Here is a 26,673-nt window from a genome sequence, read left to right as displayed (position 1 = left end):
TGCCTGCGATCCCCGTTATCGTCCCTGAATCCGGGTGGATTAGGTTAAGAAAATTTATGCGATTACCCAGGGTGCCAGCGTGAGGCGGGGCGCAGATAACCCGCTAAACAGGTACCGATTCTGTAAGATCCTGGCATAAAAAAAGCCATGCGGCTGGGAGTGATGCGGCCTGGCGCGCAGGCGAAGGTATCCTGAACAGACTGTTGCGCGCCTGAAGCCGAGGCGTTATCCCTGACTTTTTGGCGATGATAAAAAAAACGCAGCAGGTGGTCGCCCGCTGCGTTTCCTAACATAAATCAGTAATTCTTATTGATATCGCGATAGAGCCGGCTTTCAAAGCGCACCAGCGGAATACGGCGTGTGCGCTGATCCTGCGGCGGAACCGCATAGCCAGAAAGGAACTGCACAAACGCCACGCGTGCCCCGCTAGAGGTGGTGATAAAGCCTGCAAGGTTATATACGCCCTGCAGTGAGCCGGTTTTAGCCGAGACCTTGCCATCCAGACCGGCTTCGTGCAGTCCGCCACGGTACTGCAGCGTGCCATCGTGTCCGGCCAGCGGTAGCATCGAAATATAATCCAGTTTGCTGTCGTTCTGCGCAATATATTGCAGCACCTGCATCATGGTGGCGGGCGAGATCAGATCGTGACGTGACAGGCCCGAACCATCCACCTGGATGCTGTTACCCAAATCAATATTGGCTTTTTCACGCAGGATGCGACGAACCGCATCTGATCCTGCGCGGAAGGTACCCGGTACGTTGAAGTAATGATGGCCAATGGTGCGGAACACCGTGTCGGCAATCATATTGTCGGACTTCTTCAGCATCATATGCAGCAGCGTATGCAGCGGCGCTGACTGCGTTGATGCCAGCACGGTGCCCGGCTCGGTCACCTGCGTCTGACGTAGCAGATGGCCGCTGTAATCAATACCGGCGGAACGCAGTTCTGCTTTCAGGATTTCGCCTGCCCAGGCCGCGCCATCCTGAACCGCAAAGGCTAAAGGAAGCGGATCGCTACGCTGACGCATACAGCCGGTTAAGGTGTAGCGGTTCAGCTCGCCAGGCACCACGTCCAGCTCGCAGTATTGTCCGTCACCGCTGTTGCGCCCAATCGTCCGCACCTGGCTTAACATGTGAGCCGGGTAGTAGGACGCAATGCGGATAAAGGCATTTTCGCCCGGTTTGTCGGCACTGTAGAGTGAAACCGAGAAGCAGTTTTTATCCACAATAGCCGCCGCCGGCGGTGCGCTAAAGCACTGGGTCATGTCATTCCACGGCCAGCCAGGCGCCGCATCATGGCTGGCAAACACCGAGGTATCGATGACCAGATTACCTTTGATGTGTGTGATGCCTTGTTTTTTTAACGCCGCGACCATATTCCGCAGATCCTGACGACCCAACGTGGGATCGCCAGCAAACCGGGCTACTAAATCACCATTAAGCGTGCCATCGACCAGCGCGCCTTTGGTTTCAAAGGTGGTTTGAAAACGGTAATCACCGCCCAGTTCCAGCAATGCCGCCAGGGCGGTGATCACTTTCATGGTACTGGCGGGAAGTGCCATCTGTTTCCCGTGGTAATCGATAATTGGCGTGGATGCGCCCACTTTTTGCACCAGCAAAGCCAGATTGGCACCATCTGGCAGATATTGCATGTATTCATCAACTGGCGCTGCTTGTGCCTGCAGCATAAAAGCACAGGTTAATCCGGTAACAAGTCGTGAAAATCGCATAATCTCGCGGCAACTGACAGGTGAAGGCGACAATACTACGTCCCTGGACGGTGGAAAGTAAACGATGACCCGCAGGGAACTCTGGGTTAAAATACGTATCAAATTGCAAAACCTTTTCTGGCCTGGAACACTTTCCGGGTCAGTCTTCTTTTATTTGCAAAACGAGGTCTTGCGCCGCAGAACGCTTTTTTCTGCAGTCACCGGTCAGGATGCACCGTGAAACAGGAATGATGACGAGGAGCTAAAATGAACCAGATTCCGATGACGTTAAGAGGCGCTGAAAGGCTGCGCGAAGAGCTGCATGAGCTGAAAACGGTGAAGCGCCCGCGCATTATTGCCTCCATCGCGGAGGCCCGCGAGCACGGCGATTTGAAAGAGAACGCCGAATACCACGCCGCGCGTGAAGAACAGGGGTTCTGTGAGGGACGCATTCAGGAGATTGAAGCCAAACTCTCTAATGCGCAGGTCATTGACGTCACACAGATGCCGAAAACCGGCCGCGTGATTTTTGGCGCAACGGTAACCGTGTTGAACGTGGACACGGATGAAGAGTTTACCTATCGCATCGTGGGTGATGATGAGGCAGACTTTAAGCAGAATTTGATTTCTGTTAACTCGCCGATGGCCCGTGGCCTGGTGGGGAAAGAAGCTGATGACGTGGCGATTATCAAAACGCCAGGCGGCGATGTCGAGTACGAAATCCTGAAGGTGGAGTACATCTGACAGGGTGCAATTGTCTGAAAAGCATTGCCGTACAGTGTAAAGAAAGGAAAAAGGCCGCGCTGCGGCCTTTTATCCCATGTAAGAGCATGGCACTTTCTTTGCCCACCTAGCGTGGCAGAGAAATTTTGCTCTCTTTAGCGGGGCGATACAGCACCAGCGTTTTGCCAATGACCTGAACGTTGCTGGCACGGGTTTCACGTACGATAGCTTCAACGATCAGCTGCCTGGTTTCACGTTCTTCAGAGGCAATTTTCACCTTGATCAATTCGTGATGTTCCAGCGCGTGTTCAATCTCAGCCAGTACACCTTCGGTCAGGCCATTGCCTCCGAGCATGACGACTGGCTTGAGCGGATGGGCGAGGCCTTTGAGGTGCTGTTTTTGTTTGGTACTTAGATTCATCGTATTATTTACTTACTCGGGGATTGAAAACGGTTCATTCTACCGCCATCTCGGGTATATCGCCAAATCGACGCAGCCTATCGCGTGCAGATTTATCGCTACGATGACGATTTAGTTGGAAATTTTATGACCGGTAAAAAGCGTTCAGCCAGCTCCAGCCGCTGGCTACAGGAACACTTTAGCGATAAATACGTGCTCCAGGCACAGAAAAAAGGGTTGCGTTCGCGCGCCTGGTTTAAACTTGATGAAATCCAACAGGGTGACAAGCTTTTCAAACCCGGGATGACCGTGGTAGATCTGGGTGCTGCACCCGGTGGCTGGTCGCAATATGTGGTACAGCAAATTGGGTCCAAAGGTCGCGTTATCGCTTGTGATATTCTGCCGATGGATCCTATTGTTGGTGTCGATTTCCTTCAAGGTGATTTTCGTGAAGAATCGGTGATCAAAGCGTTACTTGAACGTGTGGGCGAGCAGAAGGTCCAGGTCGTCATGTCGGATATGGCACCGAATATGAGTGGTACACCTGCCGTAGATATTCCCCGGTCGATGTATTTGGTTGAGCTGGCGTTGGATATGTGCCGTGATATTTTGGCTCCCGGCGGCAGTTTTGTTGTGAAAGTGTTCCAGGGAGATGGCTTTGATGAATACCTGCGGGAAATTCGCTCCCTGTTTACGAAAGTGAAAATACGTAAGCCTGACGCTTCACGTTCACGTTCACGTGAAGTTTATATTGTGGCGACTGGGCGCAAACTGTAACCGACGTGATGGATAACCCGGCATTCCTGCTGCGATTCCATGTACGAAGGATCTATAGTACCCTACGCTATCTGTTAACACCGTTGTAATATGAGGTTAATCCCTTGAGTGACATGGCGAAAAACCTGATTCTCTGGCTAGTCATCGCGGTCGTGCTGATGTCGGTCTTCCAGAGCTTTGGGCCCAGCGAGTCGAATGGCCGTAGGGTTGATTATTCAACCTTCCTGTCGGAAGTGAACCAGGATCAGGTCCGCGAGGCACGTATTAACGGGCGTGAAATTAACGTTATCAAAAAAGACAGCAATAAATACACCACTTACATTCCTGTCAATGACCCCAAGTTACTCGATAACCTGTTGACCAAGAACGTCAAAGTGGTTGGTGAACCACCTGAAGAGCCGAGCCTGCTGGCATCTATCTTCATTTCATGGTTCCCAATGTTACTGCTGATTGGTGTGTGGATTTTCTTCATGCGTCAAATGCAGGGCGGCGGTGGCAAAGGCGCGATGTCCTTTGGTAAAAGCAAAGCCCGTATGTTGACGGAAGATCAGATTAAAACCACTTTTGCTGACGTTGCAGGCTGCGACGAAGCGAAAGAGGAAGTCGGTGAGCTGGTTGAATACCTGCGTGAGCCGAGCCGCTTCCAGAAGCTCGGGGGTAAAATTCCGAAAGGCGTGCTGATGGTTGGCCCGCCGGGTACCGGTAAAACCTTGCTGGCAAAAGCGATTGCCGGCGAAGCGAAAGTGCCTTTCTTTACCATTTCGGGCTCTGACTTTGTTGAAATGTTCGTCGGTGTCGGTGCATCTCGTGTGCGCGATATGTTTGAACAGGCCAAGAAGGCGGCACCGTGCATTATCTTTATCGATGAAATCGATGCGGTAGGTCGTCAGCGTGGTGCCGGTTTAGGTGGCGGTCACGATGAACGTGAACAAACCCTGAACCAGATGCTGGTTGAGATGGACGGTTTTGAAGGCAACGAAGGCATCATCGTGATTGCCGCAACCAACCGTCCAGACGTGCTTGACCCCGCGTTGCTGCGTCCGGGCCGCTTTGACCGTCAGGTTGTTGTTGGCTTGCCAGACGTGCGTGGCCGTGAGCAGATCCTGAAAGTGCACATGCGCCGCGTGCCATTAGCAACGGATATTGACGCGGCGATCATCGCGCGCGGTACGCCGGGCTTCTCTGGTGCCGATCTGGCTAACCTGGTAAACGAAGCCGCGCTGTTTGCTGCCCGCAGCAACAAGCGTGTTGTATCGATGGTGGAATTCGAAAAAGCCAAAGACAAGATCATGATGGGTGCAGAGCGCCGCTCCATGGTGATGACGGAAGCGCAGAAAGAGTCCACGGCTTATCACGAAGCCGGTCACGCCATTATTGGTCGCCTGGTGCCGGAACACGATCCGGTGCATAAAGTCACCATTATCCCGCGTGGTCGTGCATTAGGTGTGACCTTCTTCCTGCCTGAAGGCGATGCGATTAGCGCCAGCCGTCAGAAACTGGAAAGCCAGATTTCGACCCTGTACGGTGGTCGTCTGGCAGAAGAAATCATCTACGGTGTTGAGCATGTCTCAACCGGCGCATCAAACGACATCAAAGTGGCGACCAACCTGGCACGTAACATGGTGACCCAGTGGGGCTTCTCTGAAAAACTCGGTCCGTTACTGTATGCAGAAGAAGACGGTGAAGTGTTCCTCGGCCGTTCTGTGGCGAAAGCCAAGCATATGTCAGATGAAACCGCGCGTATTATCGATCAGGAAGTTAAACACCTGATTGATACGAACTACCAGCGTGCGCGTCAGATTCTGGGTGAAAACATGGACATCCTTCATGCGATGAAAGATGCGCTGATGAAGTATGAAACCATTGATGCACCGCAGATTGACGACCTGATGGCTCGCCGTGAAGTGCGTCCTCCTGCGGGCTGGGAAGATCCCGGCACCAGCAGCAATTCTGATAACAATGGCACGCCAAAGGCACCGCGTCCGGTCGATGAGCCGCGTACGCCAAATCCAGGCAACACCATGTCAGAACAGTTCGACAAATAAGACTTCACGTCTTTTAATAAAACCCCGGCTGGTCCGGGGTTTTTTACATCTATACATTGCGCTACAAGGAGTACATCACCATGAAATTGTTCGCCCGTGATTCCCATCTTGATTTGTCGTTTCCACATGTGATGGGCATTCTTAACGTCACGCCGGACTCTTTTTCGGATGGTGGTAAACACAATGCGTTGGTGGATGCACTCACGCATACCAATGAAATGGTGAATGCCGGCGCAACCATCATCGACGTGGGCGGCGAGTCTACGCGTCCCGGCGCGGATGAGGTCAGCGTTGAGGAAGAACTTGAGCGGGTCATTCCCGTGGTGGCAGCAATCGCTCAGCGCTTTGAAGTCTGGATCTCCGTGGATACCTCTAAGGCTGAGGTCATCAGGGAAGCGGCGAGCGTGGGGGCGCACATCATCAATGACGTGCGCTCTCTGTCTGAACCAGGAGCGCTGGCCGCCGCCGCCGCGACTGGCCTGCCGGTATGCCTGATGCATATGAAGGGCGAGCCGCGCACCATGCAGCAGGCACCGGCCTATCAAGATATCTTCAGCGAAGTGGATGCTTACTTCGTTGAGCAACTGGCCCGCTGCGAGGCGGCCGGAATAAAAAAAGAGAATCTGCTGCTCGACCCGGGCTTCGGTTTCGGTAAGAATCTCAGCCACAATTATGAACTGTTGGCCCGACTCGGCGAATTTCACCATTTTGGTCTGCCCCTGCTGGTTGGCATGTCACGAAAATCAATGATTGGTCAGCTGCTGAATGTCGGGCCTGGCCAGCGTCTGACCGGCAGCCTGGCCTGCGCGGTGATCGCCGCCATGCAGGGAGCACACATTATTCGCGTTCATGATGTAAAAGAAACGGTCGAGGCGATGCGGGTGGTCGAGGCGACACAAAGAGCTAAAGGATGACAGAGCATGAGTAATCGTAAATATTTTGGTACAGATGGTATTCGCGGCAAAGTGGGAGAGTCTCCGATTACCCCGGATTTTGTTTTAAAACTCGGCTGGGCTGCGGGCAAAGTGCTGGCGCGCCACGGTTCAAAAAAAATCATTATCGGCAAAGACACTCGCATTTCGGGCTATATGCTGGAATCTGCACTGGAGGCAGGACTGGCCGCCGCAGGGCTGTCAGCGGCATTTACCGGCCCAATGCCGACGCCTGCTATTGCCTATCTGACCCGCACGTTTCGCGCTGAGGCCGGTATTGTTATCTCCGCCTCCCATAACCCGTTTGACGACAACGGCATTAAGTTCTTCTCAGCCGAAGGCACCAAGCTACCTGACGAAGTAGAAGAAGCGATTGAACTGGAAATGGAAAAGCCGCTGACCTGTGTGGAATCATCCCTGTTGGGTCGCGCCAGCCGAATTGTGGATGCCGCCGGACGTTACATTGAGTTCTGTAAGGGCACCTTCCCCAGTGAGCTGAGCCTGAGTGGCCTGAAAATTGTGGTGGACTGTGCTAACGGTGCCACCTACCACATCGCGCCGAATGTCCTGCGTGAGTTGGGCGCAACGGTGATTGCCGTTGGTGTACAGCCTGATGGCATGAACATCAACAAAGAGTGCGGTGCGACCGATCTGAAAATGCTGCAGCAGCGCGTTCTGGCCGAGAAGGCGGACATCGGCCTGGCCTATGATGGCGATGGCGATCGCATCATGATGGTGGACCACTTGGGCGAGAAGGTCGATGGCGATCAGATTCTGTATATCATCGCCCGTGAAGGCCTGCGCCAGGGGCAACTGCGCGGCGGCGTTGTCGGCACGCTGATGAGTAATATGGGGCTGGAGCTGGCGCTGAAGCAGTTAGGCATTCCTTTTGTGCGGGCCAAAGTGGGTGACCGCTATGTGCTCGAAAAATTACAGGAAAAAGGCTGGCGGCTCGGCGCTGAAAACTCAGGCCACGTGATTCTGCTGGATAAAATCGCTACCGGTGATGGGATCGTAGCAAGTTTGCAAGTGCTTACTGCGATGGTGCGCAATCACATGAGCCTGCATGACCTGTGCACTGGGATGAAGATGCTGCCTCAGGTGCTGGTCAACGTGCGCTTTACGGGTGAACACGATCCTCTGGAAAGCGAAACGGTGAAAACCGTGGCGCAGGACGTGGAGAAAACCCTTGCCGGCCGTGGGCGCGTGTTGCTGCGTAAATCCGGTACGGAGCCGTTAATCCGCGTGATGGTAGAAGGCGAGGATGCAGCCCAGGTGACGGCGCTGGCTAACCAGATTGCGGATGCGGTGAAAGCGGTCTGACGCAGGTGACAGGCCGGGACAGCGTGCTGTTCCTGCCTGTAAAATCATCGCACTGGCGCTTTTTTCTGCAATCAGCCTGCCACAGCTAAATTGCACTTGCAGAGGTATGCGCCATTGGTTAGTATTCACACCCGCTTCTGATGGGTGATGAACATACTCCCCGTCATATTGGTTGAAGCTTTAACTGTGCGGATTACGCGCAAGGAAACAGGTTGATTATGTACGAAGCTCTGTTAGTTGTTTTCCTTATTGTAGCGATTGGCCTCGTGGGTCTTATTATGCTGCAGCAAGGCAAAGGCGCTGATATGGGAGCATCATTTGGTGCAGGCGCGTCTGGCACGCTGTTTGGTTCGAACGGGTCGGGTAACTTTATGACTCGCATGACCGCAGTGTTGGCTACGCTGTTTTTCGTGATCAGCCTGATTCTGGGTAACCTGAACAGTAACAAGACGTCCAAAGGAAGCGAGTGGGAAAACCTCACTGCGCCAGCTCAGTCTCAACAGCAGACTCAGCCAGCTAAACCGGCTACGCCGGGCAATGATATCCCGCACTAATAGCAGCAATATAGCGTCAGGAAAAAGCGGCAGAACAGCGTCGCAGTCAGTGCAGTACCGAGGTGGTGAAATTGGTAGACACGCTACCTTGAGGTGGTAGTGCTCGAAAGGGCTTACGGGTTCAAGTCCCGTCCTCGGTACCAAATCTTAGTATTACTTGCATTTTATGCATGTTCGGCGTAATATTCGCCACGTTTTCGGACGCGGGGTGGAGCAGCCTGGTAGCTCGTCGGGCTCATAACCCGAAGGTCGTCGGTTCAAATCCGGCCCCCGCAACCACTTTCCCTTAGAGTTCTTTTTCAAATATACTGTGTGCATCGACGGGCGCATAAGCAGCGAATTTTGAAAAAAATTCTTTTGGATGGGCGTCCGGGCCGCAGTGCGGCATACAGGGTCCAGTGATAAAAAGCCCCGAATATTCGGGGTTTTTTGTTATTAGCGAATCGTAATACTGGGCTATAGGCCCTTTTTTTATGTCTTGGGGGTGGGCTTGTCCACATTAGAGCAAAAATTGACAGAGTTGGTATCTGCTCCGGTAGAAGCGCTCGGCTACGAACTGGTCGGAATTGAATTCGTTCGTGGTCGCACATCAACCCTGCGCATCTATATTGATAGTGAAGATGGCATCAATGTTGACGATTGCGCGGACGTCAGCCACCAGGTGAGTGCGGTGATGGATGTGGAAGATCCCATCACGGTGCCTTACCACCTTGAAGTGTCCTCACCGGGGCTCGATCGTCCTCTGTTCACTGCAGAACATTATGCACGCTTTACCGGCGATGAGGTGAGCCTGGTGCTGCGTATGGCCGTTCAAAACCGCCGTAAATGGCAGGGAATCATCAAGTCTGTTGAGGGCGAGATGATAACGGTAAACGTTGAGGGTAACGACGAGGTGTTCGCGCTGAGTAATATTCAGAAAGCGAACCTGGTCCCCCACTTTTAAAAGTCCGGATTGAGGCTAACCAGGATGAACAAAGAGATCTTAGCTGTTGTAGAAGCCGTTTCTAACGAAAAAGCCCTGCCGCGTGAGAAAATCTTCGAAGCGCTGGAGAGCGCGCTGGCGACTGCGACCAAGAAAAAGTACGAGCAGGAAATTGACGTACGCGTCAGCATCGACCGTAAGAGCGGCGATTTCGACACGTTCCGTCGTTGGGAAATCGTAGAGCAGGTTACGCAGCCTACGCGCGAAATTACGCTGGATGCGGCGCGCTACGAAGACGAGTCTCTCAATCTGGGCGAATACGTAGAAGACCAGATTGAATCTGTTACGTTTGACCGTATCACGACGCAGACGGCGAAACAGGTTATCGTACAAAAAGTGCGCGAAGCCGAACGTGCGATGGTGGTGGATCAGTTCCGCGAGCAGGAAGGCGAAATCATCACCGGTGTGGTGAAAAAAGTTAACCGCGACAACATCTCGCTGGACCTGGGCAACAATGCTGAAGCCGTGATCCTGCGTGAAGACATGCTGCCACGTGAAAACTTCCGCCCGGGCGATCGTATCCGCGGCGTTTTGTATGCCGTGCGTCCTGAAGCACGCGGCGCGCAGCTGTTTGTGACGCGTTCTAAACCTGAAATGCTGATCGAACTGTTCCGCATTGAGGTGCCAGAAATTGGCGAAGAAGTCCTTGAAATTAAAGCCGCTGCCCGCGATCCGGGTTCGCGTGCCAAAATTGCAGTAAAAACCAATGACAAACGTATCGATCCCGTTGGTGCCTGTGTGGGTATGCGCGGTGCGCGTGTTCAGGCAGTGTCTAGTGAGCTGGGCGGCGAGCGAATCGATATCGTGCTGTGGGACGACAACCCGGCACAGTTTGTGATTAACGCCATGGCTCCGGCCGATGTGGCGTCAATCGTGGTTGATGAAGATAACCACACGATGGATATCGCTGTTGAGGCTGGCAATCTGGCCCAGGCGATCGGCCGTAATGGCCAAAACGTGCGTCTGGCTTCACAGCTGAGTGGCTGGGAGCTGAACGTGATGACCGTCGATGATCTGCAGGCCAAGCATCAGGCTGAAGCACATGCGGCGATCGATATGTTCACTAAACATCTCGACATCGACGAAGAGTTCGCCACCATTCTGGTGGAAGAGGGCTTCTCAACGTTGGAAGAAATGGCCTATGTGCCAATCAACGAGCTGTTGGAAATTGACGGCCTCGACGAAGAGACCATTGAAGCCCTGCGTGAACGAGCAAAAAATGCGTTAACCACCCTGGCACTGGCAAAAGAAGAGAGCCTGGGTAATCAGGAACCTGCAGAAGACCTCCTGAATCTCGAAGGTCTGGATCGTGCACTGGCTTTCCGTCTGGCATCGAAAGGCGTTTGCACGCTGGAAGATCTCGCCGAGCAAGGTGTTGACGACCTGACGGATATTGAAGGGCTGACTGATGAGCAAGCTGGCGCGCTAATTATGGCCGCACGCAATATCTGCTGGTTCGGCGATGACGCGTAATAACAGGAAGGAACAGCATGACAGATGTAACCGTAAAATCGCTGGCAGCAGAAATTCAGACTTCGGTCGATCGCCTGGTACAGCAGTTTGCTGATGCGGGGATCCCAAAGTCTGAAAATGATGCGGTGACCCAGCACGAGAAAGAAACCTTACTGTCTCACCTGAAGCATGGTCAGGCCGGTTCAGGCAAACTGACATTGCAGCGCAAAACGCGTAGCACCTTGAATATTCCTGGCACCGGGGGTAAAAGTAAGTCGGTGCAAATCGAAGTCCGCAAAAAGCGTACGTACGTGAAAGGTGATGCAGAGTCTGAGCAAGCTCAGGCAGAAGCGGAAGCTGAGGCACAGCGTGAAGCGGAAGAGCAGGCGCAACGCGAGGCCGCTGAACAAGCGCGTCGTGAAGCGGAACAGAAAGCGCAACGTGAAGCCGAAGAGAAAGCCAGGCGCGAAGCCGCTGAAAAGGCCAAGCGTGCAGCAGCGGAAAATGAGAAAGTGACTAATCAACCTACCGACGAAGTGACCAAGGCCGCGCAGTCCGATAAAGCACGTCGTGAAGCGGAAGCCGCCGAACTGAAGCGTAAAGCGGAAGAAGAAGCGCGCCGTAAGCTGGAAGAGGCTGCCCGCCTCGCTGCGGAAGAAGCCCGCCGTTTAGCCGTAGAAAAAGCGGCTGAATGGGAAAAGCCTGAAGAAGAGGATAAGGGCGACTATCATGTCACCACCTCTACGCATGCCCGCCAGGCCGAAGACGAGAACGATCGTCAGGTTGAAGCAGGCCGTGCCCGTACCCGCAGTGCGAAAGCTGCCCGTCCGGTGAAAAAAGGCAACAAGCATTCAGAAGCCAAAACTGACCGCGAAGAAGCGCGTGCGCAGGTTCGTGGCGGTAAAGGCGGTAAGCATCGCAAACCAAGCGCACTGCAGCAGGGCTTTAACAAGCCAGCGCAGGCGGTTAACCGTGATGTCATCATTGGCGAAACCATTACCGTTGCCGAACTGGCTAACAAAATGGCCGTCAAAGGTTCACTGGTCATTAAAGCGATGATGAAAATGGGCGCCATGGCGACCATCAATCAGGTCATCGACCAGGAAACCGCACAGCTGGTTGCCGAAGAAATGGGCCACAAAGTGACCCTTCGTCGTGAGAACGAGCTGGAAGAAGCGGTAATGGACGATCGTGATACCGATGCCGCACAGGAATCCCGTGCGCCGGTCGTGACCATCATGGGCCACGTTGACCACGGTAAAACCTCCCTGCTGGACTATATCCGCTCGACCAAAATCGCCTCTGGCGAAGCGGGCGGTATTACGCAGCACATCGGTGCGTATCACGTCGAAACTGAAAACGGCATGGTAACCTTCCTGGATACCCCGGGCCACGCCGCGTTTACCGCGATGCGTGCACGTGGTGCGCAGGCAACGGATATCGTTATCCTGGTCGTCGCGGCAGATGATGGCGTGATGCCACAGACCGTTGAAGCTATCCAGCACGCCAAAGCGGCGAAAGTGCCGGTAGTGGTTGCGGTGAACAAGTGCGATAAGCCAGAAGCCGATCCGGATCGTGTTAAAAACGAGCTGACGCAGTACGGGATCATCCCGGAAGAGTGGGGCGGCGAAAACATGTTCGTTAACGTCTCTGCGAAAGCGGGTACCGGTATCGATGACCTGTTAAATGCTATCCTGCTGCAGGCTGAAGTTCTTGAGCTGACCGCTATACGTGAAGGTATGGCGAGCGGCGTGGTGATTGAATCGTTCCTCGACAAAGGTCGTGGTCCGGTTGCCACCGTGCTGGTACGCGAAGGTACGCTGAACAAGGGCGACATCGTCCTGTGCGGCTTCGAATACGGCCGTGTCCGTGCGATGCGTGACGAGCTGGGCCGCGAAGTGATGGAAGCGGGTCCTTCAATCCCGGTTGAGATCCTCGGCCTGTCCGGTGTACCGGCAGCGGGTGATGAAGCGACCGTGGTACGTGACGAGAAGAAAGCGCGTGAAGTGGCACTGTATCGTCAGGGCAAATTCCGCGAAGTGAAACTGGCGCGTCAGCAGAAATCTAAGCTGGAAAACATGTTTGCGAACATGACCGAAGGCGAAGTGTCCGAACTGAACATCGTGCTCAAAGCTGACGTACAGGGTTCTGTGGAAGCGATCTCCGACTCCTTGCTGAAACTCTCCACCGACGAAGTGAAGGTGAAGATTGTCGGTTCAGGCGTAGGCGGGATCACCGAAACCGACGCCACGCTGGCAGCGGCATCCAACGCTATCCTGCTGGGCTTCAACGTTCGTGCTGACGCGTCCGCGCGCCGCGTGATCGATGCTGAAAGCCTGGATCTGCGTTACTACTCCGTCATCTATAACCTGATTGACGAAGTGAAAGCCGCGATGAGCGGTATGCTGGCTCCAGAGTACAAACAGCAGATTATCGGTCTGGCTGAAGTGCGTGACGTGTTCAAATCACCGAAATTTGGTGCAGTGGCAGGTTGTATGGTGACGGAAGGCAATATCAAACGTCACAACCCAATCCGCGTACTGCGCGATAACGTGGTGATTTACGAAGGCGAACTGGAATCACTGCGTCGCTTTAAAGATGACGTGAACGAAGTGCGTAACGGCATGGAGTGCGGTATCGGCGTGAAGAACTATAATGACGTTCGTGTCGGCGATATGATCGAAGTCTTCGAAGTGATTGAAGTTAAACGCACTATCGCTTAAGTCTTAGCGTTAATGATGCAATTTGGGAGGCCGCTGGCCTCCCGAATTATTTGGGAGAAATAAAAATGGCGAAAGAATTTGGCCGTCCGCAGCGTGTTTCGCAGGAGCTGCAAAAAGAGATAGCCATGATCCTGCAGCGTGAAATTAAAGATCCGCGCCTGGGCATGATGGTGACCGTTTCTGGCGTTGAGGTATCCCGTGACCTCGCTTACGCCAAAGTGTTTGTTACCTTCCTCAATGATAAAGATGAAGAAGCCGTACAAAATGGCCTGAAAGCGTTAAAAGAAGCCTCGGGTTATATCCGCACGCTGCTGGGTAAAGCCATGCGCCTGCGTATCGTGCCGGAACTGACCTTCTTCTACGACAACTCGTTGATCGAAGGGATGCGCATGTCTAACCTCGTCACCAACGTGGTGAAAAAAGACGTTGAGCGTCGTGGTCCTGAGGCCACGGACGATGACGAGGAGGTGTAATGAGTCGTCCTCGTCGTCGCGGTCGCGACGTCCATGGCGTCTTATTGCTGGATAAACCACAAGGGATGTCATCCAACGATGTCCTGCAAAAGGTCAAGCGTATTTTCAACGCTAACCGTGCAGGACATACCGGCGCGCTCGATCCTCTGGCCACCGGCATGTTGCCGATTTGCCTGGGTGAAGCCACCAAGTTTTCTCAGTATCTGCTGGACTCCGATAAGCGCTATCGTGTGATTGCCCGCCTGGGTGAACGCACCGATACCTCCGATGCGGACGGCAATCTGGTGCAGACTCGTCCTGTGACCTTCACTCAGTCAGAACTCGACACGGCGCTGGACAGTTTTCGTGGCGATATCATGCAGGTGCCTTCCATGTTTTCTGCACTGAAACATCAGGGCAGAAAACTGTATGAGTACGCACGTGAAGGCATCACCATCGAACGTGAACCCCGCCCGATTACCGTTTATGCGCTGCAGTTTATTCGCTGGCAGGGCAATGAGCTGGAGCTGGACGTCCACTGTTCCAAAGGCACCTACATTCGCACCATTATTGACGATCTGGGCGAGAAGCTTGGCTGCGGTGCGCACGTCATCATGCTGCGCCGGGTACAGGTTGCCCGTTATCCGTTTGAGAAGATGGTCACACTGGAGCAGCTCCAGGCACTGCAGCATCGCGCCAGTGAGACAGGTGAAGATCTGGCGCAGCACCTTGATCCGCTGCTTCTGCCAATGGACAGCCCGGCGTCCGATTATCCGGCGGTTAACGTCTCATCCGATGTCGCCGCGTACTTTAAGCAGGGGCAGCCGGTTCACGCCAGTCAGGCGCCAGCCCAGGGCTTAGTACGCGTCACCGAAGGTGAAGAGGGCAAATTTATCGGCATGGCTGAAATTGCCGAGGATGGCCGAATTGCTCCCCGCCGTTTAGTGGTGGAGTATCAGAATTAAGTTGTGCGCTTTCCGCGTTGGGCATTTGCGTTGCCCTCTGGCGAAGAGTAGAATGGCGCGGCTTTAAAGCGGGATGCTGAATTAGAGATCGGCGCCCATACATTCATTTAACTGGAGTTTATTATGTCTCTAAGCGTAGAAGCTAAAGCAGAGATCGTTGCTAAATATGGTCGTGGTGCTAACGACAGCGGTTCAACCGAAGTTCAGGTTGCACTGTTGACCGCGCAGATCAGCCATCTGCAGGGCCACTTCTCTGAGCACAAGAAAGACCACCACAGCCGCCGCGGTCTGCTGCGCATGGTATCTCAGCGTCGTAAGCTGCTGGACTACCTGAAGCGTAAAGACGTTGCACGCTACAGCAGCCTGATCGAAAGTCTCGGTCTGCGTCGCTAAGTCTTAAAATCGGGTCGTCAGGGATGCCACTTAAGTGCGCTAAAACCCGACTGGCGATCTGATTTGTGCGAGTTTCATGAAAAGGGGGCCTTTATGGCCCCTTTTTTCGAGCAATGCGCAGCAATCCTGAGCAAACTCATGTATTGTTGTTGGGTGTGATCTTTGTTTGCAGAGGTTCGCGCGGCTAATGAGAGGCTTTTACCGCAGGGGCGGTTAAGGGTTGTCATTAGTCGCGAGGATGCAACGAGGATCGGTAATCAATGGCAGGCTCAATATAGCACTGCCCCGATGTTAAGGACTTTGATTTTGCTTAATCCGATCGTACGCAAATTCCAATATGGTCAACATACCGTCACGCTGGAAACCGGCATGATGGCTCGCCAGGCGACCGCCGCCGTGATGGTGAGCATGGACGATACCGCAGTATTTGTCACCGTTGTTGGTCAGAAAAAAACCAAGCCAGGTCAGGACTTTTTCCCACTGACCGTTAACTATCAGGAGCGTACTTACGCTGCTGGTCGTATCCCAGGTAGCTTCTTCCGTCGTGAAGGTCGCCCAAGCGAAGGCGAAACCCTGATTTCACGTCTGATTGACCGTCCGGTGCGTCCGCTGTTCCCGGAAGGTTTCGTCAACGAAGTGCAGGTTATTGCGACCGTTGTTTCAGTTAACCCACAGGTTCACCCGGACATCGTTGCCATGATCGGTGCTTCTGCAGCCCTGGCGCTGTCAGGTCTGCCTTTCAACGGCCCTATCGGTGCGGCACGCGTAGGTTATATCAATGACCAGTACGTACTGAACCCAACGGCTGATGAGCTGAAAACATCCCGTCTGGACCTGGTGGTTGCCGGTACACAGAACGCCGTTCTGATGGTGGAATCTGAAGCGGAAATCCTGTCTGAAGAGCAGATGCTGGGTGCGGTGGTGTTTGGCCACGATCAGCAGCAGATCGTGATTGAAAACATCAACTCACTGGTTGCCGAAGCGGGCAAACCGCGTTGGGACTGGCAGCCAGAGCAGGCAAATACTGCACTGATTTCACGCGTTGCGGCGCTGGCCGAAACCCGTATCAGCGATGCATACCGCATTACCGATAAGCAAGAGCGTTACACCCAGGTTGGCGTCATTAAAGACGAAACCATTGCTGCGCTTCTGGCAGAAGATGAATCACTCGATGCGGCCGAAATCGGCGATATCGTTCACAGCCTGGAAAAGAATGTGGTTCGTACCCGCATCCTGAACGGCGAGCCACGTATTGATGGCCGTGAAAAAGACATGATCCGTGGTCTGGACGTGCGCACGGGCGTTCTGCCACGTACACACGGTTCCGCACTGTTCACCCGTGGTGAAACACAGGCGCTGGTGACCGCGACGCTGGGCACCACCCGCGATGCGCAGAACCTGGATGAGCTGATGGGCGAACGCACCGACAGCTTCCTGTTCCACTATAACTTCCCTCCGTACTCCGTTGGTGAGACTGGTATGGTGGGCTCGCCTAAGCGTCGTGAAATCGGTCACGGTCGTCTGGCGAAGCGCGGCGTGCTGGCCGTGATGCCTAAAGCTGAAGATTTCCCGTATACCGTGCGTGTGGTTTCTGAAATCACCGAATCTAACGGTTCCTCTTCTATGGCCTCGGTCTGTGGTGCCTCTCTGGCACTGATGGATGCCGGTGTGCCAATCAAGGCCTCTGTTGCGGGTATCGCAATGGGCCTGGTGAAAGAAGACGACAAGTTTGTTGTCCTGTCCGACATCCTGGGTGATGAAGATCATCTGGGCGATATGGACTTTAAAGTCGCCGGTAGCCGTGAAGGTATCACTGCGCTGCAGATGGACATTAAAATTGAAGGCATCACCCGCGAGATCATGCAGGTTGCGCTGAACCAGGCCAAAGGTGCGCGTCTGCACATTCTGGGCGTAATGGAACAGGCTATCAGCACGCCGCGTCAGGAAATCTCTGAGTTCGCACCGCGCATTTACACCATCAAGATCAATTCAGACAAGATCAAAGATGTGATTGGTAAAGGCGGTTCTGTGATCCGTGCGCTGACCGAAGAAACCGGTACAACCATCGAAATCGAAGATGACGGTACCGTGAAAATCGCAGCAACCGATGGTCTGAAAGCGAAAGAAGCGATTCGTCGTATCGAAGAGATCACCGCAGAAATCGAAGTGGGCCGTATCTACAGCGGTAAAGTCACACGTATCGTAGACTTTGGTGCCTTCGTCGCTATCGGCGGTGGTAAAGAAGGTCTGGTGCATATTTCTCAAATCGCCGATAAGCGCGTTGAGAAAGTGACTGACTATCTGCAGATGGGTCAGGAAGTCCCGGTGAAGGTGATGGAAGTCGATCGCCAGGGCCGCGTACGTCTGAGCATCAAAGAAGCGACAGAAACCAAGCCTGAAGCTGTTGCAGCTGAGAGCGCACCTGACGCTGAATAAGTCTTTCCTGATTTGCCTCTCCTTGCCTGGCAGGGAGAGGCTTTTGTGTCATCGCGAGGGCGGGAATCCTTGTGCACAGCAGGCGGATAACAGGATGGTTGTCCCAATGTTTGTATTCGGGAGTGGGAAATGAAGCCTTTTTTGCGCTGGTGTTTTGTTGCGACAGCTTTGACGCTGGCAGGATGCAGCAACTCCAATTGGCGTAAGAACGAAGTTCTTGCAGTACCTTTACAGCCCACACTGCAACAGGAAGTGATTCTGGCTCGCATGGAACAAATTCTTGCCAGTCGAGCCCTTACCGATGATGAACGCGCACAGCTGTTATATGAGCGCGGAGTGTTGTATGATAGTTTGGGTCTGAGGGCATTAGCGCGGAACGATTTTTCGCAAGCGCTGTCTATAAGACCAGATATGCCAGAAGTGTTTAACTATCTTGGTATATACTTAACGCAGGCGGGCAACTTTGATGCCGCCTATGAAGCGTTTGATTCTGTACTTGAGCTTGATCCAACTTACAACTATGCGCATTTAAATCGTGGTATCGCCCTCTATTACGGCGGTCGATACAAGTTAGCGCAAGATGATCTGCTGGCGTTTTATCAAGACGATCCTAACGATCCTTTCCGCAGCTTGTGGCTCTACCTGGTTGAAAGCAGGATGGATGCCGACAAAGCAAAAGTGGCGCTTAAGCAGCGTTACGACAAAGCGGTCAAGGACCAATGGGGATGGAATATTGTCGAGTTCTACCTGGGCGACATCAGCGAAGCAACACTGATGGAACGTCTCAAGGCGGACGCAACGGATAACACCTCGCTCGCTGAACATCTCAGTGAAACCAACTTCTATTTAGGTAAGTATTACCTAAGTCTGGGGGAGAAGGACAACGCAGAAGCGTTGTTCAAACTGGCGGTTGCCAACAACGTGAATAACTTTGTTGAACACCGATACGCATTGTTGGAACTGGCGCAACTCGGCCAGGCACAAGACGATTTATCAGAATCTGACCAGCAATAGCTGACGAACTTTTTTGCCTGTAAAACCTGTCAAGTCATCATCTTCAGGGATGAGGGCTTTTCTGTTCGTCAAAACTTCTAATTTGAGCCGGTTCACACTTTTTGATGAAAATGACTGAAAGTTTTCACGACGAGTTATGTAGACTGGCCGCCGCAATCAACGAGGCACGTGTACTACATGACTGATATTCAAACCACTTTTGCAGAACTTGGCCTGAACGCCGAACTCCTTGAATCACTGAACGGCATGGGCTATGTCAAGCCATCCCCAATCCAGGCTGAGTGTATTCCTCACCTGCTGGCGGGCCGTGACGTATTAGGTATGGCGCAGACCGGGAGTGGTAAAACTGCAGCGTTCTCGCTGCCGCTGTTACACAACATCGATCCAACTGTTAAAGCACCGCAAATTTTGGTGCTGGCACCGACCCGCGAACTGGCGGTGCAGGTAGCTGAAGCTGTTACCGAATTCTCTAAACATATGCGCGGTCTGAACGTGGTTGCCCTTTACGGCGGCCAGCGTTATGACGTGCAGTTGCGCGCCCTGCGCCAGGGACCACAGGTTGTCGTAGGTACTCCAGGCCGTCTGCTGGATCACCTGAAACGTGGCACGTTAGATCTGTCTAACCTGCGTGGTCTGGTGCTGGACGAAGCCGATGAAATGTTACGCATGGGCTTCATCGAAGACGTTGAAACTATCATGGCGCAGATCCCAGAAGGTCATCAGACCGCACTGTTCTCTGCCACCATGCCAGAAGCGATTCGTCGTATTACCAAGCGTTTTATGAAAGATCCGCAGGAAGTGCGCATTCAGTCAAGCATGACTACGCGCCCAGACATCAGCCAGAGTTACTGGACGGCTTACGGCCGTAAAACTGACGCGCTGGTTCGCTTCCTTGAAGCAGAAGACTTCGATGCTGCGATCATTTTCGTGCGCACTAAAAACGCAACGCTGGAAGTGGCTGAAGCGCTGGAGCGCAGCGGTTACAACAGTGCGGCACTGAACGGCGATATGAACCAGGCACTGCGTGAGCAGACGCTGGAGCGCCTGAAAGATGGTCGTCTGGATATCCTGATTGCTACCGACGTTGCGGCCCGTGGCCTGGACGTTGAGCGTATCAGCCTGGTTGTTAACTACGATATTCCGATGGACGCAGAATCTTACGTTCACCGTATCGGCCGTACCGGTCGTGCTGGTCGTGCAGGTCGCGCACTGCTGTTCGTAGAGAACCGCGAGCGTCGTCTGCTGCGTAACATCGAACGCACCATGAAGCTGACCATTCCAGAAGTTGAGCTGCCAAATGCAGAACTGCTGGGTCAGCGTCGTCTGGCTAAGTTCGCGGCAAAAGTTCAGCAGCAGCTGGAAAGCAGCGATCTGGAACAGTACCGTGCGCTGCTGGCGAAGATGCAGCCTGAAGAAGAGCTGGATATCGAAACGCTGGCTGCTGCGCTGCTGAAAATGGCACAGGGTGAGCGTCCGCTGATCGTTCCTGCTGATGCACCACGTCCAGCGCGTCGTGAATTCCGTGAGCGTGACGATCGTCGTGAGAGCCGTGATGCACGTGGTCCACGCGAAAGCCGTGATGGCGACCGTCCACGTCGCGAACGTCGTGACGTTGGCGATATGCAACTGTACCGCATTGAAGTGGGCCGTGACGACGGTGTTGAAGTGCGTCATATCGTGGGCGCAATTGCCAACGAAGGCGATATCAGCAGCCGTTACATCGGTAACATCAAACTGTTTGGTACGCACTCCACCATCGAGCTGCCGAAAGGCATGCCAGGTGACGTGCTGCAGCACTTTACCCGTACGCGTATTCTGAACAAGCCAATGAATATGCAGCTGCTGGGTGATGCTCAGCCGCACGAAGGTGGCCGTGGCGAGCGTCGTCCTGGCGCCGGTGCTGGCGAACGTCGTGGCGGCGGTGCACGTCCTGAAGGTCAGGGCCCGCGTCGTTTCTCTTCTGAGCGCCGTGAAGGTGGTCGTGAAGGCGGACGCAGCTTCAACCGCGAAGGCGGTCGTGGTCCACGTCGTGAAGACGGTGCGGCTGCACCACGTCGTCGTGACGCGTAAGCGAGCTAAATCGTCGTAATAAAAAGGGAAGCCTGCGGGCTTCCCTTTTTTTGTCCTGCTTCTGGCTTATCCCAGAAGGGCGGCTGCTGATTTACAGGCTGCGTGCAGCGTCCATCGCCAGCTTAAACGAGTGCAGACGGGCTTGCGTATCGTAAATCTGACCGTTAACCATTATCTCATCCGCCTGGGTTTCACGCAGCAGTGAAGCCAGTCCGTGACGCACTTTCTCGACATCCCCTACCAGCGACATGCTCAGCGCCTGCTGAACGCCATACTGTTCTGACGGCGACCACAGGCTGTCCATGTTCTGGACCGGGGCAGGCAGCGGGCCCGGCTTGCCGCGGCGCAGATTAATAAACTGCTGCTGCATTGAAGTGAACAGGAAACGCGCGTCACTTTCGCTGTCAGCGGCAACCACGTTAATGCACACCGTAGCGTACGGCTCGGCGAGACGGGCTGAAGGCGTAAAGTTCTCGCGATAGACATGCAGAGCCTGGAACAGCTGGTCCGGTGCAAAGTGCGAGGCGAAGGCAAACGGCAGTCCCATTTTGGCCGACAGCTGTGCGCTGTAAAGGCTGGAACCCAGCAGCCACACCGGAATTTTCAGGCCTAAACCGGGCACCGGCTGAACAGGTGGCTGCGCGCCGGCTTCCGCATCAAACCAGTCGATCAACTCAGCGACATCGTCCGGGAAGGTATCGGCCTGAATGCCCGACAGGTTGCGGCGCAGGGCCAGCATGGTGCGCTGATCCGAGCCGGGGGCGCGGCCTAATCCCAGATCGATACGGTCGGGATAAAGCGAGGCCAGGGTGCCGAACTGTTCTGCAATCACCAGCGGCGCGTGATTCGGCAACATAATGCCGCCCGAACCCAGACGCAGCGTTGTGGTGTTCGCGGCCAGATAGCCAATCAGCACAGACGTGGCGGCACTGGCAATGCCGGTCATATTATGGTGTTCAGCCAGCCAGTAACGTTCGAATCCCAGGGCTTCAGCCTGACGCGCCAGCGCGAGTGAATGGTGAAACGCATCACGAGGCGTGGCGCCCTGAGGAACAGGGGCAAGATCGAGTACGGAGAGGCGAACGCTTTTTTTCTCAGACATGAGTACTCCAGAGTGTATAGCGCAGGTGTCATACCCTGCGCCATCAAGTATTGCGTAACATCCGCCATATTAAAACTTTTTACACTCGCCGTATGTTGCCTGTATGTGCCTTTCAGTCTCCAGCCTGCAAAACCATGCCCGGCAGCTTGCGCCAGTAGCCATTACAGTCCCGATTTTTCGTCAGATCCAGGGGGGCCTGCCCCTCTTCATTTGCGCGGAAACGGTCAATAAGGCTTAAGGTTTCCTCATCCTGAGGTGACAACCGCACGATATCTACATAGTTGTGCATACCAACCAGATCGTTCCCCAGGTTATAGCAGTAACCGCTCAGAGTCTGGATACCGTTCAGGACGAAAACCTGTTGCGATTCCTGTGAGAGGACCCGGCGTCCATGGGGATAATGAATACAGCAGGTTTCGCAGGCATCTTTGGCGCGATTCTCCGAACGTGCTGTAAAGCAGCGGGCTGACAGGGCCAGCGGCAAATGACCATAACCCAGCACCTCCACCTCGAACTGCTGGCGGATGCCTCTTGTCTCACACTGCTGGAGCAGCTCCACTAGCCAGTCGCGCGGCATTTCAACGGGCAAGCACCAGCGCGTCATGCCCTCTTTGACTAAAAGCTGCAGCGTATCGGCGTTATAAACATTGAGCGTGGGTCCCGCAACGAAGGGCAGCTTGCGCTCTGCCGCCATATTCACGGTGCCCAGGTCGTTGGCCTCAATAATAAACTCGCCGTTCTCTACATAGCGCTGTAGCTCTTTGAGCTCAGAAGGGGATTGCAGCAAAGCCAGCGTGCTAATGACCACCTGCTTCCCACGGGCTGACAGCATTCGTGCTAAATCCATCCAGGCGGCAAAAGGCGTGGCGCGTCGCTTGCTGCAGACGGCTTCCCCAAGACAAACAATGTCAGCGCTGCTGTCAGCAGTGAGGTGATAAAAATGTTCCAGCGTGGCGGTGGGCCAGTACCAGAGCACGGGGCCGAGAGAGTATTTCATGGTTTTTCCTCACTGCCAGTCACGATGATAGGCGCCTAAGGTGGTCTGCGTGCCTTCTGACAGGGCCCCCAGCGTTTTCATCCACTGCTGTGCCACTTCAAAGTTATCCGGCTGAGCTTGACAGCGATCGATAGCCTGACGCCAGACGCGGGCGACATCGGATACGTAGGCAGGGCTGCGCTGACGGCCTTCGATTTTTACGGAGGCAATGCCTGCCCGCATCAGCTCTGGCAACAGTTCAAGCGTATTCAGGCTGGTGGGCTCTTCCAGCACGTGATAGCGCTGGTCGTCAACCTGATAACGGCCTTTGCACAGCGTGGGATAGCCGGCGCTTTCCTCTGCGCGATAGCGATCGATCAGCACGTCATTAAGGCGCACCTCCATGCCGGCCGGCGTTTGTTGCCAGCGAACAAACTTCGCGGGGGAGCAGGCGCCTTTACTGTTTGGCGATTCACCGGTTAGCCAGGAAGAGAGGTAGCAGCGGCCCTCGGCCATGATGCACAGGCTGCCAAAGGCAAAGACCTCCAGCGGAACCGGTGTACTGCGCGCCAGCTGTTTTACCTGATGAATCGACAGTACGCGCGGCAGCACCACTCGGTGCAAATCGAAATGGCGATGATAAAAACGAATGGCCTCAAGATTGGTGGCGGAAGCCTGCACTGACAGATGACGTTCGATGTGAGGATAGCGCGCGGTGGCATATTCCAGCGTTGCAATATCCGCCAGGATCAGCGCATCAGCACCGCTGTCTGCCGCCACATTGATAGCCCGCTGCCAGCGCTGCATGCCGTCAGGATGTGCAAAGGTATTGATCGCCACGTGCAGCTTACGGCGATGCTGATGAAGGTAGTACGCCGCTTCGTGCAGTTTCTTATCTGTAAAATTCAATCCTGCAAAGTGACGCGCGTTGGTGTCGTCTTTCAGTCCGACATAAACCGCATCGGCACCATTTTCGACCGCACTTCGTATCGCAGGCAGGTTTCCGGCCGGACACAGCAGCTCCATACTCAATCCTCTCGTGATGCAGATGGAGCACGAGTCTAGTCATGGCGCTTTGGGCAAATGTTGATTTAGGGCAGTGAAACGGTCATTGATGAGATAGCCTGGCTTTTTTTTAACCCGCTTACGATAGGTTTTATTGATCTCAAAGGAGGCGGGAATGGCACTCTATGGCAATATAGCTAAAATTTTTGTGACAGGAGTGCAAAACGTGTTCCAGCGGTTATCTGCCAGTTTAGTCAAAAACGGCCCTAAAATCCTTAGTTTACCTGCAACACTTGCTCCCTTCATGTTGAAGAAGCAGCTCTTGCAACAACTCTTAAACTGGCAATTTCGTCATGTTTTAGCCGAAGGTGAGTTAGACTTTCTTCAGGGACGCTTTTTGGGGATTGAGATTAGCGATATTAATCTCACGTGGATCACCACGCTGGAAGGCGGCCAACTGAGGGTGTTGCAGCATGCCGAAGCAGATGTCTGGTTCCGGGGCAACGCCAATGATTTGTTGCTGGTAGCAGCACGCAAAGCGGATCCTGATATGCTTTTCTTTCAGCGCCGACTGCTGATCGAAGGGGATACGGAACTGGGACTGGAGGTTAAGAACGTAATGGATGCAATTGAACTCAACACCATGCCCAAGGGGTTACGTACCGCCATTGAACAGATGGCCGCAATCGTGGAGACAACAATGCAACAGGACGCGAAAGCCGCACAGGCACGCGCGGGTGTCTCATGTTAATACGTACAGAAATTGGCGTGGATGCCGCCGGTATCGATGCATTACTGCGACGCTGTTTTCCCACCTCAGCCGAAGCCGAGTTGACTCAGGCCCTGCGTGAAGACGGGCTGCTAACGCTGGGCGTCGTCGCCACAGACGATGAAGGGCAGGTGCTGGGCTATGCCGCCTTCAGCCCGGTTACCCTGCAGGGGGAAGATCGCAACTGGGTCGGACTGGCTCCGCTGGCCGTGGATGAAAGCCTGCGTGGTCAGGGCATAGCGAAACAGTTGGTCTACGAAGGTCTGGATACGCTGAATGAGTTTGGCTACAGCGCCGTTGTGGTAAGGGGCGATCCCGCATTGTATAGCCACCTGGGTTTCGAGCCCGCAGCACGGCATGGGTTGCACTGCCGCTGGCCGGATAGTGAAGCCTCTTTCCTGGTGTACCCTCTGGCAGACAACGCGTTTGACGGGGCCGAAGGGCGCATTGAGTATTCCGCGCCTTTTAATCCACTGCCGTGAGCCAGGCGGTAAGGCTTACGGGTTGCTCGGCAACCAACTGTAGTTTTCGTTGACGGGTCAGTTGCTTAACCTGGTACTCCAGCGCGGAAGCCTGCGACCGGTCGCCCGCCGCGCAGGCATAGACCAGCGCCAATGGGCCCTTACCGCGCAGGGCCCGGGCCCCGCGCCCACAGGCATGTTGTCCAAGGCGGCGCGCAACGTCGGTTGTGATGCCGGTATATAGCATGCCTGCGGCCGTTTGTATCAGGTAAAGTTGCCAGTGCTGACTCATAATGTGTTCCAGAAATGCCCGCCCGGCAGTGTAGCGCGCTTCTTTGCGCCGTGCTATCCGTCGCCCTTACCCGGAGTTGATTGTGTCTGACCTTGCCCATCTTGTTCGCTACCTGAAAAAGCAGCATGTGCTGTCCCTGTGCTGCTGTGCTGACGATGATCTGTGGTGTGCAAACTGCTACTACGTGTTTGATGAATTACGCATGGCTTTCTGGCTCATGACGGAGTCGGATACGCGTCATGGCCTGTTAGCAATGAAAAATAACCGCGTGGCGGGGACAATCAATGGACAGCCGAAGACGGTACTGCTGATAAAAGGCGTGCAGTATCGGGGTCATATCCGGCCGCTCAGCGAAGAAGACGCGTCTGAGGCGCGCACCGCGTACCAACGTCGCTTCCCGGTTTCGCGCAAGGTTTCTGCGCCCCTGTGGGAAATTACGCTTGATGAGCTGAAAATGACCGACAATGCGCTGGGTTTCGGCAAAAAAATTGTCTGGCAACGCGAGGCGTAAATAAAGCGCCCCCTTCCTGGCGGAAAAGGGCGTGGGCCGTTACAGTGCCTGCAGAATACGCAGGGACTCACGGTTAAAGGCAGGCAGATCCGCCGGCGTACGGCTGGTGACCAGCTTGTCACCGTCAACCACCACTTCCTCATCACGGAAGTCGGCACCCGCATTGATCAGGTCGATCGCAATGGCCTTCACGCTGGTCATTTTACGACCGCGAACGCCGTTGGCGCTGATCAGCAGTTGTGGCCCGTGGCAGATAGCAAATATGGGTTTGCCGCTGGCCACAAAGTCTTTGGTAAAAGCAACAAAGCGGTCGTCACCGCGCAGTGCATCCGGCGAGTGTCCACCCGGTAGCAGCAGTGCGTCGAATTCCGCCGGGCTAACGTCGTCGATGCTGCGATCGATGGTGACTTCAGCATCGCCCTGTTTGCCCTTCACGGTTTTACCCGCCTGCTCCTCAATGGTAACCACCTCATAGCCCGCACGTTTGTAGACTTCGGCTGGCGAGGTAAACTCAGAGTCTTCAAATTCATCGGTGATCAGAACCGCAATTCTGGTGCTCATCTATACTCTCCTTTAGGCATGTCAGGCGCATACTGCGCTATCCTGA

At 54.3% G+C, this 26,673-nt stretch carries 26 protein-coding genes and 2 tRNA genes; 21 read left to right on the top strand and 7 right to left on the bottom strand.

Annotated elements, in window-relative coordinates:
• Window positions 1-296: 296 nt before the first annotated feature.
• The gene (dacB, locus tag P9J57_RS18510) at window positions 297-1,730 is read right to left on the bottom strand and encodes a serine-type D-Ala-D-Ala carboxypeptidase (RefSeq protein ID WP_014595158.1); all 1,434 of its coding nucleotides are present in this window, start codon (window positions 1,728-1,730) and stop codon (window positions 297-299) included.
• A 246-nt stretch (window positions 1,731-1,976) separates the two neighbouring features.
• On the opposite strand from dacB, the gene greA reads away from it, so the two are divergent.
• Window positions 1,977-2,453 (top strand): transcription elongation factor GreA, encoded by a 477-nt coding sequence (gene greA / locus P9J57_RS18505; RefSeq protein ID WP_006121754.1) that lies wholly within the window; start codon window positions 1,977-1,979, stop codon window positions 2,451-2,453.
• A gap of 106 nt (window positions 2,454-2,559) precedes the next feature.
• Here greA and yhbY read toward each other — a convergent pair whose 3' ends face one another.
• Window positions 2,560-2,853 (bottom strand): ribosome assembly RNA-binding protein YhbY, encoded by a 294-nt coding sequence (gene yhbY, locus P9J57_RS18500; protein ID WP_013024345.1) that lies wholly within the window; start codon window positions 2,851-2,853, stop codon window positions 2,560-2,562.
• A 126-nt stretch (window positions 2,854-2,979) separates the two neighbouring features.
• On the opposite strand from yhbY, the gene rlmE reads away from it, so the two are divergent.
• The 17 genes from rlmE to P9J57_RS18415 all read left to right on the top strand — a co-directional run bounded on the left by rlmE (window position 2,980) and on the right by P9J57_RS18415 (window position 20,950).
• Window positions 2,980-3,609, top strand: a complete 630-nt coding sequence (gene rlmE / locus P9J57_RS18495; protein ID WP_014595159.1) for a 23S rRNA (uridine(2552)-2'-O)-methyltransferase RlmE — start codon at window positions 2,980-2,982, stop codon at window positions 3,607-3,609.
• A 113-nt stretch (window positions 3,610-3,722) separates the two neighbouring features.
• On the top strand, window positions 3,723-5,654 hold the full coding sequence (gene ftsH, locus P9J57_RS18490) for an ATP-dependent zinc metalloprotease FtsH (RefSeq protein ID WP_015701098.1): 1,932 nt from the start codon (window positions 3,723-3,725) through the stop codon (window positions 5,652-5,654).
• A gap of 80 nt (window positions 5,655-5,734) precedes the next feature.
• Window positions 5,735-6,568 (top strand): dihydropteroate synthase, encoded by an 834-nt coding sequence (folP, locus tag P9J57_RS18485; protein ID WP_014595161.1) that lies wholly within the window; start codon window positions 5,735-5,737, stop codon window positions 6,566-6,568.
• A gap of 6 nt (window positions 6,569-6,574) precedes the next feature.
• Window positions 6,575-7,909 carry a phosphoglucosamine mutase gene (glmM, locus tag P9J57_RS18480; RefSeq protein ID WP_013024349.1) on the top strand — a complete coding sequence of 445 codons (1,335 nt, stop codon included), beginning with the start codon at window positions 6,575-6,577 and terminating at the stop codon, window positions 7,907-7,909.
• 218 nt (window positions 7,910-8,127) lie between these two features.
• The gene (gene secG, locus P9J57_RS18475; RefSeq protein ID WP_014606749.1) at window positions 8,128-8,463 is read left to right on the top strand and encodes a preprotein translocase subunit SecG; all 336 of its coding nucleotides are present in this window, start codon (window positions 8,128-8,130) and stop codon (window positions 8,461-8,463) included.
• Between the two features lie 56 nt (window positions 8,464-8,519).
• A tRNA-Leu gene (locus tag P9J57_RS18470) sits at window positions 8,520-8,606 on the top strand.
• A 59-nt stretch (window positions 8,607-8,665) separates the two neighbouring features.
• Window positions 8,666-8,742, top strand: a tRNA-Met gene (locus P9J57_RS18465).
• Window positions 8,743-8,953: 211 nt separating this feature from the next.
• Entirely contained in the window at window positions 8,954-9,406 is a 453-nt protein-coding gene (gene rimP, locus P9J57_RS18460) for a ribosome maturation factor RimP (RefSeq protein ID WP_006121761.1), read from the top strand.
• Window positions 9,407-9,430: 24 nt separating this feature from the next.
• Window positions 9,431-10,918: a transcription termination factor NusA gene (gene nusA / locus P9J57_RS18455; RefSeq protein ID WP_014595162.1), complete on the top strand. Its 1,488-nt coding sequence runs from the start codon at window positions 9,431-9,433 to the stop codon at window positions 10,916-10,918.
• A gap of 17 nt (window positions 10,919-10,935) precedes the next feature.
• Window positions 10,936-13,620 (top strand): translation initiation factor IF-2, encoded by a 2,685-nt coding sequence (infB, locus tag P9J57_RS18450; RefSeq protein WP_013024353.1) that lies wholly within the window; start codon window positions 10,936-10,938, stop codon window positions 13,618-13,620.
• A 65-nt stretch (window positions 13,621-13,685) separates the two neighbouring features.
• Entirely contained in the window at window positions 13,686-14,093 is a 408-nt protein-coding gene (gene rbfA, locus P9J57_RS18445; protein WP_483279347.1) for a 30S ribosome-binding factor RbfA, read from the top strand.
• The gene (gene truB / locus P9J57_RS18440) at window positions 14,093-15,037 is read left to right on the top strand and encodes a tRNA pseudouridine(55) synthase TruB (RefSeq protein WP_014595163.1); all 945 of its coding nucleotides are present in this window, start codon (window positions 14,093-14,095) and stop codon (window positions 15,035-15,037) included. The genes rbfA and truB overlap by 1 nt, the downstream gene beginning before the upstream one ends.
• A gap of 123 nt (window positions 15,038-15,160) precedes the next feature.
• Window positions 15,161-15,430, top strand: coding sequence for a 30S ribosomal protein S15 (gene rpsO, locus P9J57_RS18435; RefSeq protein ID WP_006121766.1), 270 nt, complete (start codon window positions 15,161-15,163; stop codon window positions 15,428-15,430).
• Between the two features lie 306 nt (window positions 15,431-15,736).
• On the top strand, window positions 15,737-17,866 hold the full coding sequence (gene pnp, locus P9J57_RS18430; protein ID WP_014606747.1) for a polyribonucleotide nucleotidyltransferase: 2,130 nt from the start codon (window positions 15,737-15,739) through the stop codon (window positions 17,864-17,866).
• Between the two features lie 129 nt (window positions 17,867-17,995).
• Window positions 17,996-18,880 carry a lipoprotein NlpI gene (gene nlpI / locus P9J57_RS18425; RefSeq protein WP_013024357.1) on the top strand — a complete coding sequence of 295 codons (885 nt, stop codon included), beginning with the start codon at window positions 17,996-17,998 and terminating at the stop codon, window positions 18,878-18,880.
• Window positions 18,881-18,984: 104 nt separating this feature from the next.
• Window positions 18,985-19,065, top strand: coding sequence for a protein YrbN (gene yrbN, locus P9J57_RS18420; RefSeq protein ID WP_100208641.1), 81 nt, complete (start codon window positions 18,985-18,987; stop codon window positions 19,063-19,065).
• Window positions 19,058-20,950: a DEAD/DEAH family ATP-dependent RNA helicase gene (locus P9J57_RS18415; RefSeq protein WP_014595165.1), complete on the top strand. Its 1,893-nt coding sequence runs from the start codon at window positions 19,058-19,060 to the stop codon at window positions 20,948-20,950. Before yrbN ends, P9J57_RS18415 begins: the two co-directional genes overlap by 8 nt.
• A gap of 91 nt (window positions 20,951-21,041) precedes the next feature.
• Here the strand turns inward: P9J57_RS18415 and P9J57_RS18410 are convergent, their stop codons facing one another.
• From P9J57_RS18410 to ubiU, 3 genes are all read right to left on the bottom strand, one after another.
• Window positions 21,042-22,052, bottom strand: a complete 1,011-nt coding sequence (locus P9J57_RS18410; protein ID WP_013024359.1) for a luciferase-like monooxygenase — start codon at window positions 22,050-22,052, stop codon at window positions 21,042-21,044.
• Between the two features lie 112 nt (window positions 22,053-22,164).
• The gene (locus P9J57_RS18405) at window positions 22,165-23,049 is read right to left on the bottom strand and encodes a U32 family peptidase (RefSeq protein WP_022622356.1); all 885 of its coding nucleotides are present in this window, start codon (window positions 23,047-23,049) and stop codon (window positions 22,165-22,167) included.
• 9 nt (window positions 23,050-23,058) lie between these two features.
• Window positions 23,059-24,054, bottom strand: coding sequence for a ubiquinone anaerobic biosynthesis protein UbiU (gene ubiU, locus P9J57_RS18400; protein WP_210531450.1), 996 nt, complete (start codon window positions 24,052-24,054; stop codon window positions 23,059-23,061).
• Between the two features lie 205 nt (window positions 24,055-24,259).
• On the opposite strand from ubiU, the gene ubiT reads away from it, so the two are divergent.
• Both ubiT and P9J57_RS18390 read left to right on the top strand, forming a co-directional pair.
• A complete protein-coding gene (ubiT, locus tag P9J57_RS18395) occupies window positions 24,260-24,784 on the top strand; it encodes a ubiquinone anaerobic biosynthesis accessory factor UbiT (protein ID WP_483279514.1) in 525 nt (174 codons plus the stop codon).
• Window positions 24,778-25,284, top strand: coding sequence for a GNAT family N-acetyltransferase (locus P9J57_RS18390; protein ID WP_105082536.1), 507 nt, complete (start codon window positions 24,778-24,780; stop codon window positions 25,282-25,284). Before ubiT ends, P9J57_RS18390 begins: the two co-directional genes overlap by 7 nt.
• Here P9J57_RS18390 and P9J57_RS18385 read toward each other — a convergent pair.
• Window positions 25,268-25,555 (bottom strand): GIY-YIG nuclease family protein, encoded by a 288-nt coding sequence (locus P9J57_RS18385; RefSeq protein WP_483279346.1) that lies wholly within the window; start codon window positions 25,553-25,555, stop codon window positions 25,268-25,270. The two genes, P9J57_RS18390 and P9J57_RS18385, sit on opposite strands and share 17 nt — an antisense overlap.
• 82 nt (window positions 25,556-25,637) lie before the next feature.
• On the opposite strand from P9J57_RS18385, the gene P9J57_RS18380 reads away from it, so the two are divergent.
• Entirely contained in the window at window positions 25,638-26,066 is a 429-nt protein-coding gene (locus P9J57_RS18380) for a YhbP family protein (RefSeq protein ID WP_014606741.1), read from the top strand.
• Window positions 26,067-26,105: 39 nt separating this feature from the next.
• Here P9J57_RS18380 and P9J57_RS18375 read toward each other — a convergent pair whose 3' ends face one another.
• Entirely contained in the window at window positions 26,106-26,627 is a 522-nt protein-coding gene (locus tag P9J57_RS18375; RefSeq protein ID WP_013024366.1) for a type 1 glutamine amidotransferase domain-containing protein, read from the bottom strand.
• Window positions 26,628-26,673 lie beyond the last annotated feature (46 nt).

The sequence above is a fragment of the Pantoea sp. nfd-35 genome, assembly GCF_056892255.1.
Note: the sequence above shows the minus strand (reverse complement) of the source record. Positions and strands in the feature narration are given on the sequence as shown.

Bases quoted from the DNA above. Each gene is read 5' to 3' on its own strand.
- dacB (WP_014595158.1), bottom strand. From the start codon at position 1,730: ATGCGATTTTCACGACTTGTTACCGGATTAACCTGTGCTTTTATGCTG.
- greA (WP_006121754.1), top strand. From the start codon at position 1,977: ATGAACCAGATTCCGATGACGTTAAGAGGCGCTGAAAGGCTGCGCGAA.
- yhbY (WP_013024345.1), bottom strand. From the start codon at position 2,853: ATGAATCTAAGTACCAAACAAAAACAGCACCTCAAAGGCCTCGCCCAT.
- rlmE (WP_014595159.1), top strand. From the start codon at position 2,980: ATGACCGGTAAAAAGCGTTCAGCCAGCTCCAGCCGCTGGCTACAGGAA.
- ftsH (WP_015701098.1), top strand. From the start codon at position 3,723: ATGGCGAAAAACCTGATTCTCTGGCTAGTCATCGCGGTCGTGCTGATG.
- folP (WP_014595161.1), top strand. From the start codon at position 5,735: ATGAAATTGTTCGCCCGTGATTCCCATCTTGATTTGTCGTTTCCACAT.
- glmM (WP_013024349.1), top strand. From the start codon at position 6,575: ATGAGTAATCGTAAATATTTTGGTACAGATGGTATTCGCGGCAAAGTG.
- secG (WP_014606749.1), top strand. From the start codon at position 8,128: ATGTACGAAGCTCTGTTAGTTGTTTTCCTTATTGTAGCGATTGGCCTC.
- nusA (WP_014595162.1), top strand. From the start codon at position 9,431: ATGAACAAAGAGATCTTAGCTGTTGTAGAAGCCGTTTCTAACGAAAAA.
- infB (WP_013024353.1), top strand. From the start codon at position 10,936: ATGACAGATGTAACCGTAAAATCGCTGGCAGCAGAAATTCAGACTTCG.
- rbfA (WP_483279347.1), top strand. From the start codon at position 13,686: ATGGCGAAAGAATTTGGCCGTCCGCAGCGTGTTTCGCAGGAGCTGCAA.
- truB (WP_014595163.1), top strand. From the start codon at position 14,093: ATGAGTCGTCCTCGTCGTCGCGGTCGCGACGTCCATGGCGTCTTATTG.
- rpsO (WP_006121766.1), top strand. From the start codon at position 15,161: ATGTCTCTAAGCGTAGAAGCTAAAGCAGAGATCGTTGCTAAATATGGT.
- nlpI (WP_013024357.1), top strand. From the start codon at position 17,996: ATGAAGCCTTTTTTGCGCTGGTGTTTTGTTGCGACAGCTTTGACGCTG.
- yrbN (WP_100208641.1), top strand. From the start codon at position 18,985: ATGAAAATGACTGAAAGTTTTCACGACGAGTTATGTAGACTGGCCGCC.
- P9J57_RS18415 (WP_014595165.1), top strand. From the start codon at position 19,058: ATGACTGATATTCAAACCACTTTTGCAGAACTTGGCCTGAACGCCGAA.
- P9J57_RS18410 (WP_013024359.1), bottom strand. From the start codon at position 22,052: ATGTCTGAGAAAAAAAGCGTTCGCCTCTCCGTACTCGATCTTGCCCCT.
- P9J57_RS18405 (WP_022622356.1), bottom strand. From the start codon at position 23,049: ATGAAATACTCTCTCGGCCCCGTGCTCTGGTACTGGCCCACCGCCACG.
- ubiU (WP_210531450.1), bottom strand. From the start codon at position 24,054: ATGGAGCTGCTGTGTCCGGCCGGAAACCTGCCTGCGATACGAAGTGCG.
- P9J57_RS18390 (WP_105082536.1), top strand. From the start codon at position 24,778: ATGTTAATACGTACAGAAATTGGCGTGGATGCCGCCGGTATCGATGCA.
- P9J57_RS18385 (WP_483279346.1), bottom strand. From the start codon at position 25,555: ATGAGTCAGCACTGGCAACTTTACCTGATACAAACGGCCGCAGGCATG.
- P9J57_RS18375 (WP_013024366.1), bottom strand. From the start codon at position 26,627: ATGAGCACCAGAATTGCGGTTCTGATCACCGATGAATTTGAAGACTCT.